Here is a 15,860-nt window from a genome sequence, read left to right on the forward strand (position 1 = left end):
CACGGTACTGGAACAACAGGCGGAATTGGCAAGTGCAGGATCACATTAGATACGATATTCTGGCGCAAGAGGCGCTGCGGGGCGTCATCCGCAAGGTACTGACCGAAGTAGCTGCGACCGGTAGCCTGCCGGGGGAGCACCACTTTTTCATTACATTTCTGACCAACGCACCCGGCGTTCGCATATCGGCCTATTTGAAAGAAAAATACGCCGAGCAGATGACAATCGTCATCCAGCATCAATTCTGGGACCTGAAGGTAACAGACAGCTATTTCGAAATTGGCCTTTCCTTTTCGGACAAACCGGAAAAACTGCACATACCCTTTGCGGCCATTCGCGGATTTTATGATCCCTCGGTCAATTTCGAACTCGAATTCGATACAATGATGGCTGACAATGAGGACATACTGCCCAGCGAGATCGCCGAATATATTTCGGTTGAGGACGAAACCGGCGACGCCGAGGAAAGTGCACCGGCAGCCGCTGACAAGAAGCCGGCCGATGACGCCGAAACCGCAGAAAAATCAGACGATGTAAAGGAAGACGACAAATCCGGCGCAGATGTCGTTTCGCTGGACGCATTCAGAAAGAAAAACTGAGTGGGCGCGGATCTGGTAAATTTGCGCCAGTTCAAAAAGCGCAAGGCACGGCAGGAAAAGGAAGCCGCCGCTGAAAGAAACCGGATTGCTTTCGGGCGTACAAGAGCTGAAAAATCCGAGACCCGCAAAATCAACGAACAGCAAGACAGGGCGCATGAGCAAGGGCGCCTTGAAAAACCGGACAATGGCGCTGGCAAACGCCCGCCAAAATGATCCGCAAGCACTCCATAACAATTCGCGGCCACCGCACCAGTTTCTCGCTGGAGGATGAGTTCTGGGATGCATTGCGCGCCATTGCAGCGAATCGCGAAATGCCGCTCGCTGCTCTCATCACCGAAATTGATGAAAACAGAATTCCTGACGACAACCTCTCGTCGGCGTCGCGCCTCTACGTCCTTGACTGGCTGAAGTCGGGAAAGGCCCTCTAGCAAATCCGCAATGCTTCAAGCCAATCGGGATTTGTTCTAGTTGTTGAGCGTATCGAAATTTAGCTGAAGCTCCGGCAGCCTTCGCTCATTTTGTGCGCCGCGTTCTCGGGGGACCGGTGTCCTGCGGGGGGCTTCAGGCGTGGCGGAATTTGCGCTTGCGCCCGGTTCGCCGGCTTGTTCACCAGCACGCCGAACCGCATCTTCCAGCAGACGGATGAAATCATCCTGCAGCGAAGGTGGGGCAGCCTCTCCCCGCGCAAGTCTGTCGGCAAACTCCTGAGCGGCCCGAAGCTGCGCTTCATCCAGCAGCCGTGCCTTTTCCTCTTCCTGTGCCTTTATTATCGCCGCCTCGGCTTCGCGTTTCGCCTTTGCTTCGGCTTCCAGCCTGGCGATGCGCTCCTGCTCGACACGTTCCCGTTCATTGGCCGCACGCTCGGCTTCCAGCCGCCTGCGCTCAAGCGAAGCCTGCCTGTATGATCTCGCCTGTTGCTTGGCAAGCAGTGCCTCGCGCCGCATGCGCTGGTTTTCAAGCACCACGGCCTGCAGTATTTCAACGCGCCTTCGCTCCCGCTCGAAAGCGCGCAAAGAAAGGAAATTCGCAAGTTCGGCGACGTCCAGCATTCGGTCCGGTGCGCCGACCGGGCCGAGAAAAGCAACACTCAACGCCGGAGCAGCGCCGGTCAATGCGTTGTCTTCAGGGTCGAATTCCACATCAAAACGCGCGTTGACCGCCTCGTCTACCAAATCGAAACGCGCTTCACCGCGAACCGTTGCGCCTGCATCCGTCATGACGATGTTCGGCATTCGCAGTGTCCCGGCCGCCATTGTGAACGGCACACTGACATTATCGGCAAAGTAGTTGCCGCTCGAAACGATGCGTTCCGTAAGCTGTTTCACATTGTCGCCATTGACCTCGAATCCGTCCTCATCGGCTGCCGCCAGCAGCGGCGTGAGGGACTCGTTTTCCAGCCCTTCAAGTTCGAGGCCGCTGACCTCTATAATGCCGGAACCGGACAGTGAGCCGACCACATCGCGGACACTCTTACCGGCGCCCTCAAAGGAGGCGGACAGATTGAAATTTCCCGTTGCAATGGGAAATCCGTCACGCTTCCACATGACCGGCTGCAAGTTGGCATCCTTGAGCTGAAACTGGCCCGAAAGCAGCGCTGATGCATCGCGGTTCGCAAGCGTAAGCGCGCCCTGCACCACACCACCCAGCCAGTCAGCGGACAGCTCACGCAACTGCAATTCGTTGTCCTTCAGAACGAGCTTGCCCGACCACGGACCGGTATCCGGTCCGAAATGCAGCCGGGCCGCCTGCGCCTTGACGTCAAGGTCAAACTCCAGATTGCTTTGCAGCGGCGGAAGAAATTCAGCCGAAGACCAGGCCGATGTTCCGGACACGACCGTTCCCGGGCCGACCATCATCTCGGCAAGCGATGCCAGGTCCACATCGGAAAGAGCGACAGTGCCGCTGATGTCGACGATTTCCGTACCGCGGGCAAGGGCCACATCGCCGGAAAAACCGGCATCGCCGGCCCGGCCAGTCATTTTGTCCAGTTTGAAGGTCTGAGGATCCGTGCGAACATCCGCTTCGATACTCACCGGTAGCGAATCCCCCGGATCGACAATATTGATGCCGTTCATCGCCAGATATGGCGTCAGATCGTCGGAGGACAAATTGAGCTTGAAATTGCCTTGCAGCATGCGGTTTTCGTCCTGCCAACCGGTGCCGCGCGCCGACACGCTCATGTCCGGCGCATCATAGCCAAACGAAAATCCGAGCTCCTTTGACGGAATACCCTCCAGCCGCAGATCAACGGCAGCAGCACCCGACAGATCCCCCGGCAGGCTGTCGACACCCAACTGGGCAAGGAGATTGCGCGGATCATTGCTGCTAATATCGGCGGTGACCGACAACTGGCCTGAGTCGAGCGGCGCGAATGCATCGGAGCGCTCCAATACAATATTGAAGCGGCTGCCACCCGTGCGGCCCCTGACCCTTGAAGACAACGAGGTATTGTCTCCGGCCCCGGGCGCAAACTGGGTCTGGACATCGATCGTCGTTTCATTAAACAGCGCGGCATTGGCGTGCAAATGATCGAGCACCGGATGTGCGCCGCCGAGATTTGACATAAGCGCAAACAATTGGCTGCTGCTCTCTGTCATGACGCTCAGGTCAATATCACCCACCGGCCCGGTGAACACGTTTTCGAGACGGCCAACACCGGAAATCGACGCGCCCGCAAGATCGCCAACGGTCAGCCGGTCGATATCCAGCGTTCCGCCCTTGAGCCGCAACGCCAGATCCGCGTTGTTTGCAATGACACCAGATGCGCGGAACCGTTCGGCGCTCAAACGCGCGCTGACATCGTGGCCGGCCAGCCTGCTTTCCTGATTGTCGCCCACAACGATGCCGGTGAAGGCGCGCAACGCATCCACGTCCACCTCGTCGCCATCCAGTACGAGAGACAGTGACGGTCGCCCCTGGATCGGCACGACCCGCTCAAGCCGACCTTTCAGCACGGCTGGTCCGACGGCAATTTCCAACTCGTCAAAACGCTGCAATTGCGACGACAGATCCACCTTCGCGGAAAGACCGGCCGCTTCAAGCCGGCGGATGGCCGGATCGACGCTGTCGGTCAGCCAGGACGCAAATCCCGATGGCTGGTTGGAGGCAACGATGACTTCCCCGGTAAAACCGAAGCCGGCGCCGACACCCAGCCGTCCGGCAGCAAGAAATTGCGTCCTGCCCGGCAGTTTGGCTTCGATGCGGCTTATTTTCCAGGCGGTGCCGTCAGGCTGCGCCTCCATCAAAACATCTCGGATGGTTGTATCGCCGGCAAGCACTGCCGGAAGCGCGACCGAAACCCGGCCCGGCATTTGCGGAACCGGCGCAAGGGCAATCAGTCTCCGCAGACTCGCCAGGCGTTGCCCCAACGACAAAGACTCCGTGGCCTGTTCACCGTCGCCCCCATCGCTCTGGCCGCCGTCCATCCGGCTCAGGTTTAACTGCTGACCATCGGCGACAAGCAGGAACTCGGGCTCGCGCCCGGTGTCGAATGTCGCCTCTCCCGATATGATATAGGGATCGCTCTGTGGTCCGGTCTCCAGCCGGTAGTCTTCGACACGCAAGCGCTCATTGTTCAGTTCGAATACGCCGATCGCCCTTGCATAGAGAGGACGGCGGCCTCGTTTGCCCTTGGCGCCGTTATCCTTTGGTGCCGTGACCGGGTCGAGCGCGCGAACGTCAAATGTCCCCTTGTATTGGGGTTTGAGATTTTCAATGCGCAGATTGCCTTCAAGATCGACCGACACCGGCAATGCCGCCGGCATGATCCGTGCCTTGAGGCGGATCCTGTTTTCCTCCAGCTGCGTGCCGGTCGTCAGCTCAAATCCGCTCTTGTAGCCATCAACCTCAACTGTCCCCTCCATGTGCCATGGCCCGGCAATGGATTTGGCGGACATGCGCATGTCGAGGTCCCGCACCCGGTGCTCTCGGCCGTTCTGATCGTCTATGATCAGTGCCTGCCCACCGGTTACGGTGATATTTTCTAAAGTCAGTGCCTGCCCCGGCAGGGTTTTCTGATTGCGCAGAGCCCAATCCAGCTCACCCTTTGGAGAAAGACGCAGCGTCCCGCGCGGACTGTCGATCCGCATGTCAAAAATTCGGATTTCACCACTTAGAAACGGCGCCAGTTCCGCATCCATGGAAAACCGGTCGATGGTCATCATCGGCCGGCCGTCCTGACCTTCGCCAACGACCACATTGTCGAAGCTGACGGACGGGAACGGCAGCAGGCGCGCATCCGCCTCACCCAGCACCTGCACCTTCTGTCCGAGGATCCTGCCCGCTTCCCGTTCGAAATCCTGCCGGTAGCTTGACCAGTCGATAAAATAGGGTCCGATCAGCGCTGCAAAAAGCGCCAACACCAGCAAACCACCGAAGAAAACGAACAATCGAACCAGCGTTCAGAACCTCTCAAATACGCAAAACATGCCCATCGAAATAGAGCCGCGGAACCGAAGACGTCCGATCCCGCGCGCAAAGGCATAAATCATACTACACAGCTTATTCAGCGCCGTCATGACAAATTCATGGCAACAACGGCAATTCGGTCGGCATCCGCGCCTCACGTCAATGAAAATATTTTTCCCGGATTCATGATGTTGTCAGGATCGAGCGCGCGCTTGATTTGCCGCATCGGCTCAATGCACCCGTCGAGTTCGTGAATGAGGGCTGTTTTTTTGCCCTGCCCTACGCCGTGTTCGCCGGTGCAGGTGCCTTCCATCGACAGCGCCCGCTCGTTGAGACGCGCAATAAACGCCTCGGCATCTGCTATTTCCTTCTCGCTTTCTCGGTCGATCAAAAGCGCGACATGGAAATTTCCGTCGCCGACATGACCGACAATCGGTGCTATAATGCCGGCTTCGGCGGCGTCTTCCTGGGTGGCCATAATGCATTCGCCAAGCCGTGAGATCGGCACGCAGACATCCGTGGCGACGCCTTCGGCACCCGGACGAAGCTGCATGCCTGCCCAATAGGCGTCATGGCGCGCCTTCCACAGCTTGTTGCGTTCTTCCTGCTCCGTTGCCCAGATAAATTCGCTACTGCCGTATTCGGCAGCGATCTCGCCGAAAAGCTCAGCCTGTTCCGCTGCGTAATTGTCAGTGCCGTGAAACTCGACAAACAGTGCCGGACCTTCCGGATAATTCAATCCGGCATAGGCATTTGTAGCTTTCATCATGAGTGTATCGAGCAGCTCTATCCGCGCTATAGGAATTCCCATCTGGATGGTCATAATCACCGCGTTGACCGCATCGTCGACGGTGGGAAACGGGCAAACCCCTGCCGTGATCGACTGAGGAATTCCAAAGAGCCGGAGCGTCACAGATGTTATGACCCCCAGCGTTCCTTCCGACCCGACAAACAGCCTCGTAAGATCGTATCCCGCCGAAGATTTCCTCGCCCGCGTTCCCGTCGTGATTTCCCGGCCGTCCGCCGTAACCACGGTCATCGAAAGCACATTGTCCTTCATCGTGCCATAACGCACCGCATTGGTTCCGGAGGCCCGTGTCGAGGTCATGCCGCCGATGGATGCGTTGGCACCCGGATCGATGGGAAAGAACAGCCCGGTGTCGCGCAGATAGACATTCAGATCTTCCCGCGTAACCCCCGGTTCAACAACACAATCCAAGTCTTCGGCGTTGACCTTCAGGATCCTGTTCATGCCGACGGTATCGATACAGATGCCCCCATTGGGCGCATTTATATGCCCCTCCAGTGATGTTCCCGCCCCAAAGGGAATGATGGGCACCTTGTGATCGGCGCAGACACGGACGATATCGCGCACCTCATCGGCGGTCTCCGGATAGACGACCGCGTCGGGAAGCTGGGAGGGCAGATAGGTGGTGGTGTGGGCGTGCTGCTCGCGTATGGAATGGCCGGTATTCAGCCGGTCGCCAAATCGCTGCTTCAAAACACCGACGGCGGCGGCAATGCCCTCCTCGTTGCGTGGACCGGTGACGACATCAGACAAACCCATCGACCAGGTTCTCCCTTTAAATTCAGATCTCTTTCATGGTTTGCAGGCAGGATGCCTCTTGTGGCTGCAGATTGAAAGAGTCATGTTTTCAGTTTGTGGACCGAAATCAGGGAGATCGGAATGATTCAGGCAGCGCCGTTCGTCGCGCCGGAGGCTGAAATCGAAGAGGCATGGATCGACTATAACGGTCATCTCAACATGGCCTTTTACAACGTACTCTTCGATCGCGCCGCCGATCATGCATTTGCGTCGATCGGTCTGACCGAGGACTATGTCAAAAGCCGCGGTCTCAGTTTTTACGTCGCCGAGACGCATGTTTGCTACCTGCGGGAACTGCACCAGGGAGCCAGGGTCCACGCTTCGTTTCACTTGCTGGATCATGACGAAAAACGTCTGCATGTCTACGGCGAACTGACCCACGTCGACGGATGGGTCGCCGCGACAACTGAAACGCTCTACCTCCACATAGATGCCTCGGGTCCGAAGGTCGCGCCCATTCCCGAACCCATGTTCACACATGTCAAGGAAATGCGCGCCGCTCATTCTGCCCTCGCCTATCCCGAACGTGCCGGTCGCCAGATCAAAATCAAACGAAAATGAGCGGCCACAACCATGTTACCCGATTTCATCCGCAACCTGCCAACCCAGATCCGCCAGTGGGTTGCGCCGAATATCCGGAGTTTTCTGGGAGAACATCAGCCACGGCTGTGGATTTTGTCTCTAGTCGTCGGCATCGCGGTAACGGCAGCGGCCATTTTGTTCCGCGAGATGATCGGGGTAATTCAGCTGCTATGGCTCAAGGACAGCACCGAGCGGGTTATAACGGCGGCGCGTAACACGCCGTGGTACTACATATTTCTGGCTCCCGTACTGGGCGGCCTTGTCGTCGGCATCATGCTTGAAAAGCTGATGCCCCAGCGGCGCACCCTGTCGGTCGCCGATGTCATCGAGGCCCGTGCCGTTACCGGCAGGAAGCTGGGGCTGCGCGACGGGCTTCTTTCAGCTGTCATTACGGTGATTTCGCTGGGCTCGGGCGCCAGTGCAGGACGTGAAGGGCCTGTTATTCATCTGGGTGCGACGCTCGCCAACCACGCGGCGCGGCGCTCCGGCTTACCTGAATGGTCGAAGCGCACCCTGCTGGGAGCCGGTGTCGCAGCAGCGATATCGGCGAGCTTTAATGCACCGATTGCCGGTGTCCTGTTTGCCCATGAGGTCATACTGGGCCACTTTGCACTGCGCTCCTTCGTGCCAATCGTGATTGCCTCAAGCGGTGCGGCGATCATATCGCGCCGCTGGTTCGGTGAAGTCGCCGCCTTCATGATTCCCGATTATTCCGTCACTTCCTACTGGGAGTTTCCCGGCTTCGCGCTATTGGGGCTGGTCGCGGCAATCGTTGCGATCGCCTTCCAGTTCTCGCTGTTTTCGGGAGACTATCTCGCCCGCAAGGTCACCATGCCGCTCTGGTTCAGGCCGGTACTCGGCGGAGTTGCTGTTGGCGGCATGGGGGTTTTCCTGCCGCAGATACTGGGTGTCGGCTACGAGGCGACCGACCTTGCCCTTCAGGGTCGCCTGCCGCTCTTTCTCATGCTTGTGCTGATCGTCGCAAAGACGCTTGCGACATCCATCACATTGGCGTCGAGATTTGGCGGCGGCGTTTTTTCACCGGCGCTCTATCTGGGGGCGATGACCGGTGGAGCATACGGGATCATGGCCGCCAGTGTTTTCCCGGAACTTGCCTCAAGCCAGGCGCTCTACTCCATTCTCGGCATGGGCGCGGTCGCAGGCGCCGTTCTTGGCGCCCCGATCTCGACCACATTGATCGTATTCGAACTGACAGGCGGCTACGATTTATCCATCGCCCTTCTTTTGACGGTCGCCATCGCACACGGCATCAATCAGGCGATCCACGGTCACTCCTATTTCCACTGGCAACTGGAAATGCGCGGACTTTTTGTACAGGCCGGCCCGCACCGCGCGGTTGTCAGCAATGCGAAGGTCATGGATTTCATGACGGCGGTAGATCCGGACGAGCCGCCCGAAACCTATGAAGCGGACGGTGGAACGCCCTGCCTGCATCCGACCGACACGCTTGATACGGCGCTTCGGACTTTCGATTCAGGCGGGCATCCGCTTCTTCCGGTGGTTGACGAGGTGGAAGGAAAGACAATTGTCGGCTGGGCCGAACAGGTCAAAGCCCTTGCCTATTTCAACAAGCGGCTGATTGACGCTTCGGAAGAGGAACACTGCTGAATTCCGGCACTAATTCTCCGGAAAACCGGACGATACCGCCCTATTTATCTGCTAGAATGCACGATTGACAGACATGCGGCACCACCGTGGAAAATCGGAGGACAATCATGATTACGCGCGACGATGTCATCGACCTTTTTGCACATCTTGAAACCGGTCACGCGGACGAGTTCTTTCAACGGGTCGCCGAGGATGTCCAATGGACGGTCATGGGTACCCACCCGCTGGCCGGCACCTATACCTCGAAGGAGGAGTTTCTCAATGCGACTTTCCGCCGGCTCGACAAGATTCTTGAACAGGGTGTGCGGCTGAAAGTGACCCACACATACTTGGAAGGGTCGACCGCCATCGTCGAGATGGAATCCCTTTCCGTTGCCAAGAGCGGCAAGCCGTTCAACAACATTTATTGCTGGATCGTCGCATTCAATGAAAGCGGCATGATTGTTGGCGTCAGGGCCTATGTCGATACCGCGCTCGTCAAGGAGGTGATCGACGAGAACGAACCGCACCTCATCAATATTTGAGCGCCACCCGTTGCGCCGTCCCTGATGATCGCTTAGAGCATGCCCTGCTCCCGGAGAGGGACAACAGAGGGTCTGATGGCGGAATTTATTTCTGATACGGTTTTCAAGCGCGACGTTTTTTCCGAAACACGCGCCGGCCATTTTGCCGACCGGCCGGATACGCGGGTCGCGCGCCGCATCGTAACCGCCTCTCCGCTTTGGTCACGCCCGCTCGCCTGGTTTCTGGCAAAGCGTGAAATCAGGGCACTCAGGGCCGTTGCCGGTATTAAAGGCACACCCGACATTATCGAGGTCGATGCCGATGGCCTGTTCCGCTCCTGGACAGATGGCACGCCGCTGCACCTTGCCCGCCCGCAAACCGGGGACTGGTACAAGGATGCGCGACGCCTGCTTCGCGACATGCGCCGGCGTGGAATAACGCACAACGATCTGGCCAAGCCACAGAACTGGCTGATGCTTTCCGACGGAAAGGCCGCAGTCATCGATTTCCAGCTTGCATCCTGCCATCGCCGCAGGGGCCGGATGTTCCGCGTCATGGCTTACGAAGATCTGCGCCACTGCATCAAGCAGAAGCGTGCCTTTGCACCCAACCTGATGACGCCGATGGAAAAGCGCATCCTCGCACGCAAATCGCTGCCGTCACGCATCTGGATGGCGACGGGCAAGAAAATCTACAATCTGATAACGCGCGGCATATTTTCCTGGTCCGACGGCGAAGGCACCGGCGACCGGATCGACCGAGAAGGCCCGGCGATCATCAAGGCGCTTGATGCCGATCCCGCAATCATATCGGCTGCCCTGGCGCTCTATCCGCTGCCGCGAAAGGGGGTCGGCATTTATGCTTTCATCGAAACGCGGGAAGAGGCCCTGGACCTTTCCAAACTCAACGATGCCGTGAGCACCCGGGACAAGGATGCACAGATTGATCTCGCCCAACCGGTCACATCGCTGCCGCGGCGTCCGGACGGAGAGGTCCGCGACGATGTCTTGCGGCTGATTGCCATGAACCAGATCACCGAACTGGATGACCTGATCGCCCGGGAACCAGATCTGGCGCCCACAGTAAGGCCAATCATTGATGGCCGCCTGAACTGGACTGACCGCCGCATCTCGCGCTTTGAGAAATGACGGGCCGCCACGGTCCTATTTGATATCGACATCAAGATATTTTCGGATCCGCTCCAACAGCGGCAGCGCCTCGATCATGTCGGGTGCCGAAATGGTCTTTGCAAGTTCGAGAATATCCGGGGCAACCGCCCGCAGCGCATCGTCCCTGACAATCTGACCAAGACCGGTGAGCTTGGCCCTTTTTGACCGGCCGTCATATTCATCGGGAACGACGGTGACAAAGCCGCGTGCCTCAAGCCGCTGCATGGTGTTTGTGATGGCGCCCTTTGTAACCTGCATGGCACGGGCAAGTTCAAGGAGCGTCGGATTGGCCTCGTCTCGCGCCAGATGGTCGAGGACGAGAAAATGCGCCCGCTTGAGTTCATGCGGCAGCGCGCGGTCTATCAACTTGTCTGAAGCCTGAGCAATTGCAGAAATTTCAAGGAAAAACCGAAAAACGGTGCTGTCGGCACCGGACGAAGGCTGCTTCATGCTCATTGCTGCTGTCTGACCTGCTCGTATTTTAACCCGCGACCGAATAATGGGCATCCATGATTATTTTATGGCCGCCGATATACGAGCCGGTGCAGCTGAACGATTCGGGAACAAAACTGCGCCCGCAACGCAATGGTTGCTGGCCTTTCACCGCCGAATCACTACATTGAGAGGGATGGTCAATCCGGATGAAGATATACCGTTTTTTGGCGATGGCGATTCCCAGGCGCCTTCAGCGCCCGCCACCGGCGGTATCGCTGCGCGCGCCATGGTGGCGAGAAACCGTCAGAGCGGTCCGGCCCCTTATCTCGATGGGCTTAACCCCGAGCAGACCCGCGCCGTCGAGACAGTCGACGGGCCAGTTCTCGTGCTGGCCGGTGCTGGCACAGGCAAGACCCGCGTCCTGACCACCCGAATTGCTCATATCCTTGCAACCGGCAAGGCCTATCCGAGCCAGATCCTGTCCGTCACCTTCACCAACAAGGCGGCCCGCGAAATGAAGGAGCGCATTGGCGTTCTCGTCGGCGGGGCCGTGGAAGGCATGCCGTGGCTCGGAACATTCCATTCCATCGGCGTCAAGCTGCTGCGCCGCCACGCCGAGCTTGTCGGTCTTCGGTCTGATTTTTCAATTCTGGACACGGACGATCAGATAAGGCTTCTGAAACAGCTCATTCAGGCCGAAGGTCTCGACGACAAGCGCTGGCCGGCCCGTCAGTTCGCCATGATGATTGACGGCTGGAAGAACAAGGGGCACGGCCCGGCCGATATTCCCGAAGGCGATGCACGGTCCTTTGCCAATGGCAAGGGACGCGAGCTCTACGAGGCGTACCAGAACCGGCTGAAAACACTCAACGCCTGCGATTTCGGCGATCTGCTGTGCCATCCGATCCGCATCTTCAAGAACCACCCGGACGTTCTCAAGGAGTATCACCAGAAGTTCCGCTACATCCTTGTCGACGAGTACCAGGACACCAACACCGCGCAGTATCTGTGGCTGCGGCTGATCGCACAGGGCTCGCACAATGTGTGCTGTGTCGGCGACGACGACCAGTCCATCTATGGCTGGCGCGGCGCCGAAGTCGACAATATCCTGCGGTTCGAAAAGGATTTCCCCGGCGCGGTCGTTATCCGGCTGGAACGCAACTACCGTTCCACCGCCCATATTCTGGGCGCCGCATCCCATTTGATTTCTCACAATGAGGGCCGGCTCGGAAAAACACTGTTCACAGAGCTGGCCGACGACGAGCACGACAAGGTCATGGTGCACGCGGCCTGGGATTCGGAAGAGGAAGCCCGCGCCGTCGGCGAGGAAATCGAGCAGTTGCAAAGGCGCGACCACAAGCTCAACGATATGGCGATACTGGTACGCGCCTCTTTCCAGATGCGCGAATTCGAAGACCGTTTCGTCACCCTCGGCCTCAATTACCGAGTTATCGGCGGGCCGCGCTTTTACGAGCGCCTCGAAATCCGCGACGCCATGGCCTATTTCCGCGTTGTCTGCCAGCCGGCAGACGACCTTGCCTTCGAGCGCATCGTCAACACCCCGAAGCGCGGCCTTGGCGAAGCTGCCGTCCGCCAGTTGCACGATTATGCCCGCGCCCGGGAAATTCCACTGCTGAAGGCCGCCTCCGATCTCGTCATGACCGAGGAGATGAAGCCGCGGCCGCGCAAATCGCTGACCGATGTGGTTGAAAATTTCCATCGCTGGTCCTCGCTGCTCGAAACAACCCCGCACACGGAGCTTGCCGAACAGATCCTTGACGAAAGCGGCTATACGGCGATGTGGCAGAATGACCGTTCGGCCGATGCGCCAGGCAGGCTCGACAATCTGAAGGAACTGATCCGCTCCATGGAGGAATTTGAATCCATGCGCGGCTTCCTCGAACATGTCAGCCTCGTCATGGATGCGGAGCAGAATGAGGATCTCGATGCGGTTTCCCTCATGACGCTGCATTCGGCCAAGGGTCTGGAATTCGAAACCGTCTTTTTGCCCGGCTGGGAAGAAGGTCTCTTCCCGCACCAGCGCGCCCTCGACGAGGGCGGGCGCTCCGGCCTTGAGGAAGAACGCAGGCTCGCCTATGTCGGACTGACACGGGCCAAGATCAACTGCCATATCTGGTTCGTGTCAAACCGCCGCATCCACGGGCTTTGGCAGTCGACAATTCCATCGCGTTTCCTCGACGAGTTGCCTTCCGAGCATGCCGACGTCGCCGAGCCCGAAACATCCTATGGCGGATATGGGGCAACAAGCGTCGGCGGCGGCTACGGCGCGTCGCGTTTCGATGAGGCCGAACCCTTCTCGGGCAGCTACAATACGCCCGGCTGGCGGCGGGCCCAGGCCAACCGCAATGAGGCAACACGCCAGAACTGGGGTTCGCGCTCCGGCCACTCCGTCGAGCGCATCGGCTATGGCGAAACAGATTCAGGCTATGGCGCCGGCCGCACCTCGATCAAGAACCGCACGATCGAAGGCGAACTCGTTGCAAGATCCGTCGCGGACGAGCCTTCGGCTTTTGCGATTGGCGACCGCGTTTTCCACATGAAATTCGGAAACGGCAATGTCGCCTCCATCGACGGCAACAAGCTGACCATCGATTTCGACAAGGCCGGCCAGAAACGCGTCCTCGACAATTACGTAGAAAAAACAAAGAAATAGCCGCAAAAGCGGAATCGAATCCACAACATCTTTTTCGAACGCGCAACTCTGTCACAATTTTGCAGAGAATGTGGACGCATATTCTCCTCGGGGCTAAGCTGTCCTATTCGGCATTTCAATGATCAAGGCATATCCGGTCTGACCACCGCTCCACGCGGTCCTTTCCGGATTGCAGCAAGGGAGCAACAAAATGACAATTCGATTTAATAACAAGCTCAACCGCCGCGATTTTCTGGCCGGCACCGCCGCCATCGGCTCGCTCGCCCTTCTCCACCCCTATTCGGCATTTGCGTCCGGCAACCAGGCCCATCTGCGCCTGATGGAGACGACGGACCTGCATGTCCATGTCTTTCCCTATGACTATTACCGCGACCGCCCGTCCGATTCCGTCGGCCTTGCCCGTACCGCAAAGCTCATCCGCAGCTTCCGCGACGAAGCAACCAACTCGCTGCTCGTCGACAATGGCGACTTCCTGCAGGGCAATCCGATGGGCGATTACATCGCCTACGAGCGCGGCATGAAGGAAGGCGACATGCATCCGATCATCCAGGCAATGAACGTGCTTGGATTTGATGCTTCGACACTCGGCAACCACGAATTCAATTACGGCCTCGACTTCCTGATGAAGACCATCGACGGCGCGGACTTCCCGGTCGTGTCCGCCAACGTCACCAAGGGCGCGCTGGCCGCCAATCCGCGCGACGATGAGCTATTCCTGAAGCCCTATGTGATCGTCGACAAGGTGGTCAAGGACGGCGCAGGCAACGAACACCCGATCCGCATCGGCCTGATCGGCTTCGTTCCACCGCAGATCATGAACTGGGACCGGCGCCACCTCGAAGGCAAGGCCAATGCCCGTGACATCGTCGATACGGCAAAAGCCTGGGTTCCGGAAATGAAAGAAGCAGGCGCCGATATCATCATCGCGCTCTCGCATTCCGGTATCGACGCCAACGACCGCTCGGACGGCATGGAAAACGCCTCATTGCATCTGGCCGATGTCGAAGGCATCGATGCGCTGTTCACCGGACACCACCATTTGGTGTTCCCCGGTCCGAAATATGCCGATCTGCCGGGCGTAGACGCCGAAAAAGGCACCTTGTTTGGAAAACCGGCCGCAATGGGCGGTTTCTGGGGCTCGCATCTCGGCATTATCGACCTGATGCTGGAGCGCGACGGCAACAGTTGGAAAATCACCGGCTTTACCACGTCTGCCCCATCCATCTTCGAACGCGACGGCCGCAAGGTCATTCCGGTGGTCGAAAGCGAAGAGGATGTTCTGGCAACGGTCCAGAAGGAACACGATGAAACGCTCGCCTATGTACGCCGCGCCGTCGGCAAGACGTCGGCTCCGCTGCATTCCTACTTTGCCCTCGTCGCCGACGATCCGTCCGTTCAGATCGTCAGCCAGGCGCAGACCTGGTATATCGACCAGATGATGAGGGGCACCGAATGGGAAGGCCTGCCGATCCTCTCGGCTGCAGCCCCGTTCAAGGCCGGTGGCCGTGGCGGCCCGGACTACTACACCGACGTTGCACCGGGAGACGTTGCCATTAAGAACGTCTCCGACCTTTACCTATACCCGAACACCGTGCGGGCCGTCGCCATCACCGGAGCACAGGTCAAGGACTGGCTGGAGCGTTCCGCCGGTATTTTCAACCAAATCGAGCCGGGTAAGAAAGACCAGGCACTCATCAACAACGAGTTCCCGTCCTATAATTTCGACGTCATCGACGGCGTTACCTACAGGATCGACCTGACCCAGCCCTCCAAATACGATCCGAAGGGCAACCTGCTCGATGCAAATGCCAATCGCATCGTTGACTTGAAGTATAACGGACAAGCGATTGATCCAAATCAGAAATTTGTTGTCGCTACCAACAACTATCGTGCAGGAGGCGGTGGCAATTTCCCCGACATCAGCGACGAAGTTGTGATTTTCGTCGCACCCGACACCAACCGCGACGTCATCGTGCGCTACATCGTCGAACAGGGCACGATCAACCCGTCCGCCGACAGCAACTGGACCTTCAAACCGGTCGAAGGGGCAACCGCCATTTTTGAGACCGGCCCCAAGGCCAAGGCCTTCATGAAAGACGTGCGGGACGTCAATATCGAGGCCGCCGGCGAAGGTGCCGAAGGCTTCGCCAAATACCGCATCACGATGTGAGTATCGACATCAGCGCCAAAGACAGGAGGCATCGCTCGCTTGAGCGGTGCCTTTTTTGCGGGCAGATTACGGCGACAGCGCACTC

12 protein-coding genes are annotated in these 15,860 nt (G+C 58.3%); 9 read left to right on the forward strand and 3 right to left on the reverse strand.

What is annotated here, in order from left to right; all coding sequences use genetic code 11:
- Positions 1-32: 32 nt before the first annotated feature.
- The 3 genes from ABVT35_RS16305 to ABVT35_RS16315 are packed head-to-tail and all read left to right on the forward strand — an operon-like array spanning position 33 to position 1,027.
- Entirely contained in the window at positions 33-599 is a 567-nt protein-coding gene (locus tag ABVT35_RS16305) for an SspB family protein (RefSeq protein ID WP_368467641.1), read from the forward strand.
- Entirely contained in the window at positions 600-812 is a 213-nt protein-coding gene (locus ABVT35_RS16310; RefSeq protein WP_368467642.1) for a DUF4169 family protein, read from the forward strand.
- Positions 809-1,027: a ribbon-helix-helix domain-containing protein gene (locus ABVT35_RS16315; RefSeq protein ID WP_368467643.1), complete on the forward strand. Its 219-nt coding sequence runs from the start codon at positions 809-811 to the stop codon at positions 1,025-1,027. Before ABVT35_RS16310 ends, ABVT35_RS16315 begins: the two co-directional genes overlap by 4 nt.
- Before the next feature lie 36 nt (positions 1,028-1,063).
- Here the strand turns inward: ABVT35_RS16315 and ABVT35_RS16320 are convergent, their stop codons facing one another.
- On the reverse strand, positions 1,064-4,987 hold the full coding sequence (locus tag ABVT35_RS16320) for an AsmA family protein (RefSeq protein ID WP_368467644.1): 3,924 nt from the start codon (positions 4,985-4,987) through the stop codon (positions 1,064-1,066).
- Between the two features lie 173 nt (positions 4,988-5,160).
- Entirely contained in the window at positions 5,161-6,573 is a 1,413-nt protein-coding gene (locus ABVT35_RS16325; RefSeq protein ID WP_368467645.1) for an FAD-binding oxidoreductase, read from the reverse strand.
- A gap of 120 nt (positions 6,574-6,693) precedes the next feature.
- Here ABVT35_RS16325 and ABVT35_RS16330 point away from each other — a divergent pair, with 120 nt between their 5' ends.
- The 4 genes from ABVT35_RS16330 to ABVT35_RS16345 all read left to right on the forward strand — a co-directional run bounded on the left by ABVT35_RS16330 (position 6,694) and on the right by ABVT35_RS16345 (position 10,475).
- Positions 6,694-7,173: a thioesterase family protein gene (locus tag ABVT35_RS16330; RefSeq protein ID WP_368467646.1), complete on the forward strand. Its 480-nt coding sequence runs from the start codon at positions 6,694-6,696 to the stop codon at positions 7,171-7,173.
- Between the two features lie 12 nt (positions 7,174-7,185).
- Positions 7,186-8,823: a chloride channel protein gene (locus ABVT35_RS16335; protein ID WP_368467647.1), complete on the forward strand. Its 1,638-nt coding sequence runs from the start codon at positions 7,186-7,188 to the stop codon at positions 8,821-8,823.
- Positions 8,824-8,930: 107 nt separating this feature from the next.
- Entirely contained in the window at positions 8,931-9,347 is a 417-nt protein-coding gene (locus ABVT35_RS16340) for a nuclear transport factor 2 family protein (RefSeq protein ID WP_368467648.1), read from the forward strand.
- Positions 9,348-9,386: 39 nt separating this feature from the next.
- On the forward strand, positions 9,387-10,475 hold the full coding sequence (locus ABVT35_RS16345) for a serine/threonine protein kinase (protein ID WP_368467649.1): 1,089 nt from the start codon (positions 9,387-9,389) through the stop codon (positions 10,473-10,475).
- 15 nt (positions 10,476-10,490) lie between these two features.
- Here ABVT35_RS16345 and ABVT35_RS16350 read toward each other — a convergent pair whose 3' ends face one another.
- Entirely contained in the window at positions 10,491-10,946 is a 456-nt protein-coding gene (locus ABVT35_RS16350) for a MarR family winged helix-turn-helix transcriptional regulator (RefSeq protein WP_368467650.1), read from the reverse strand.
- 178 nt (positions 10,947-11,124) lie between these two features.
- Between ABVT35_RS16350 and ABVT35_RS16355 the strand changes: the two genes are divergently transcribed.
- Both ABVT35_RS16355 and ABVT35_RS16360 read left to right on the forward strand, forming a co-directional pair.
- Complete coding sequence (locus tag ABVT35_RS16355) at positions 11,125-13,605, forward strand: ATP-dependent helicase (RefSeq protein WP_368467651.1); 2,481 nt, start codon at positions 11,125-11,127, stop codon at positions 13,603-13,605.
- 190 nt (positions 13,606-13,795) lie between these two features.
- Entirely contained in the window at positions 13,796-15,775 is a 1,980-nt protein-coding gene (locus tag ABVT35_RS16360; protein ID WP_368467652.1) for a bifunctional 2',3'-cyclic-nucleotide 2'-phosphodiesterase/3'-nucleotidase, read from the forward strand.
- Positions 15,776-15,860: the final 85 nt, after the last annotated feature.

The sequence above is a fragment of the Hoeflea sp. TYP-13 genome, from assembly GCF_040932035.1.
Lineage (GTDB): Bacteria > Pseudomonadota > Alphaproteobacteria > Rhizobiales > Rhizobiaceae > Hoeflea_A.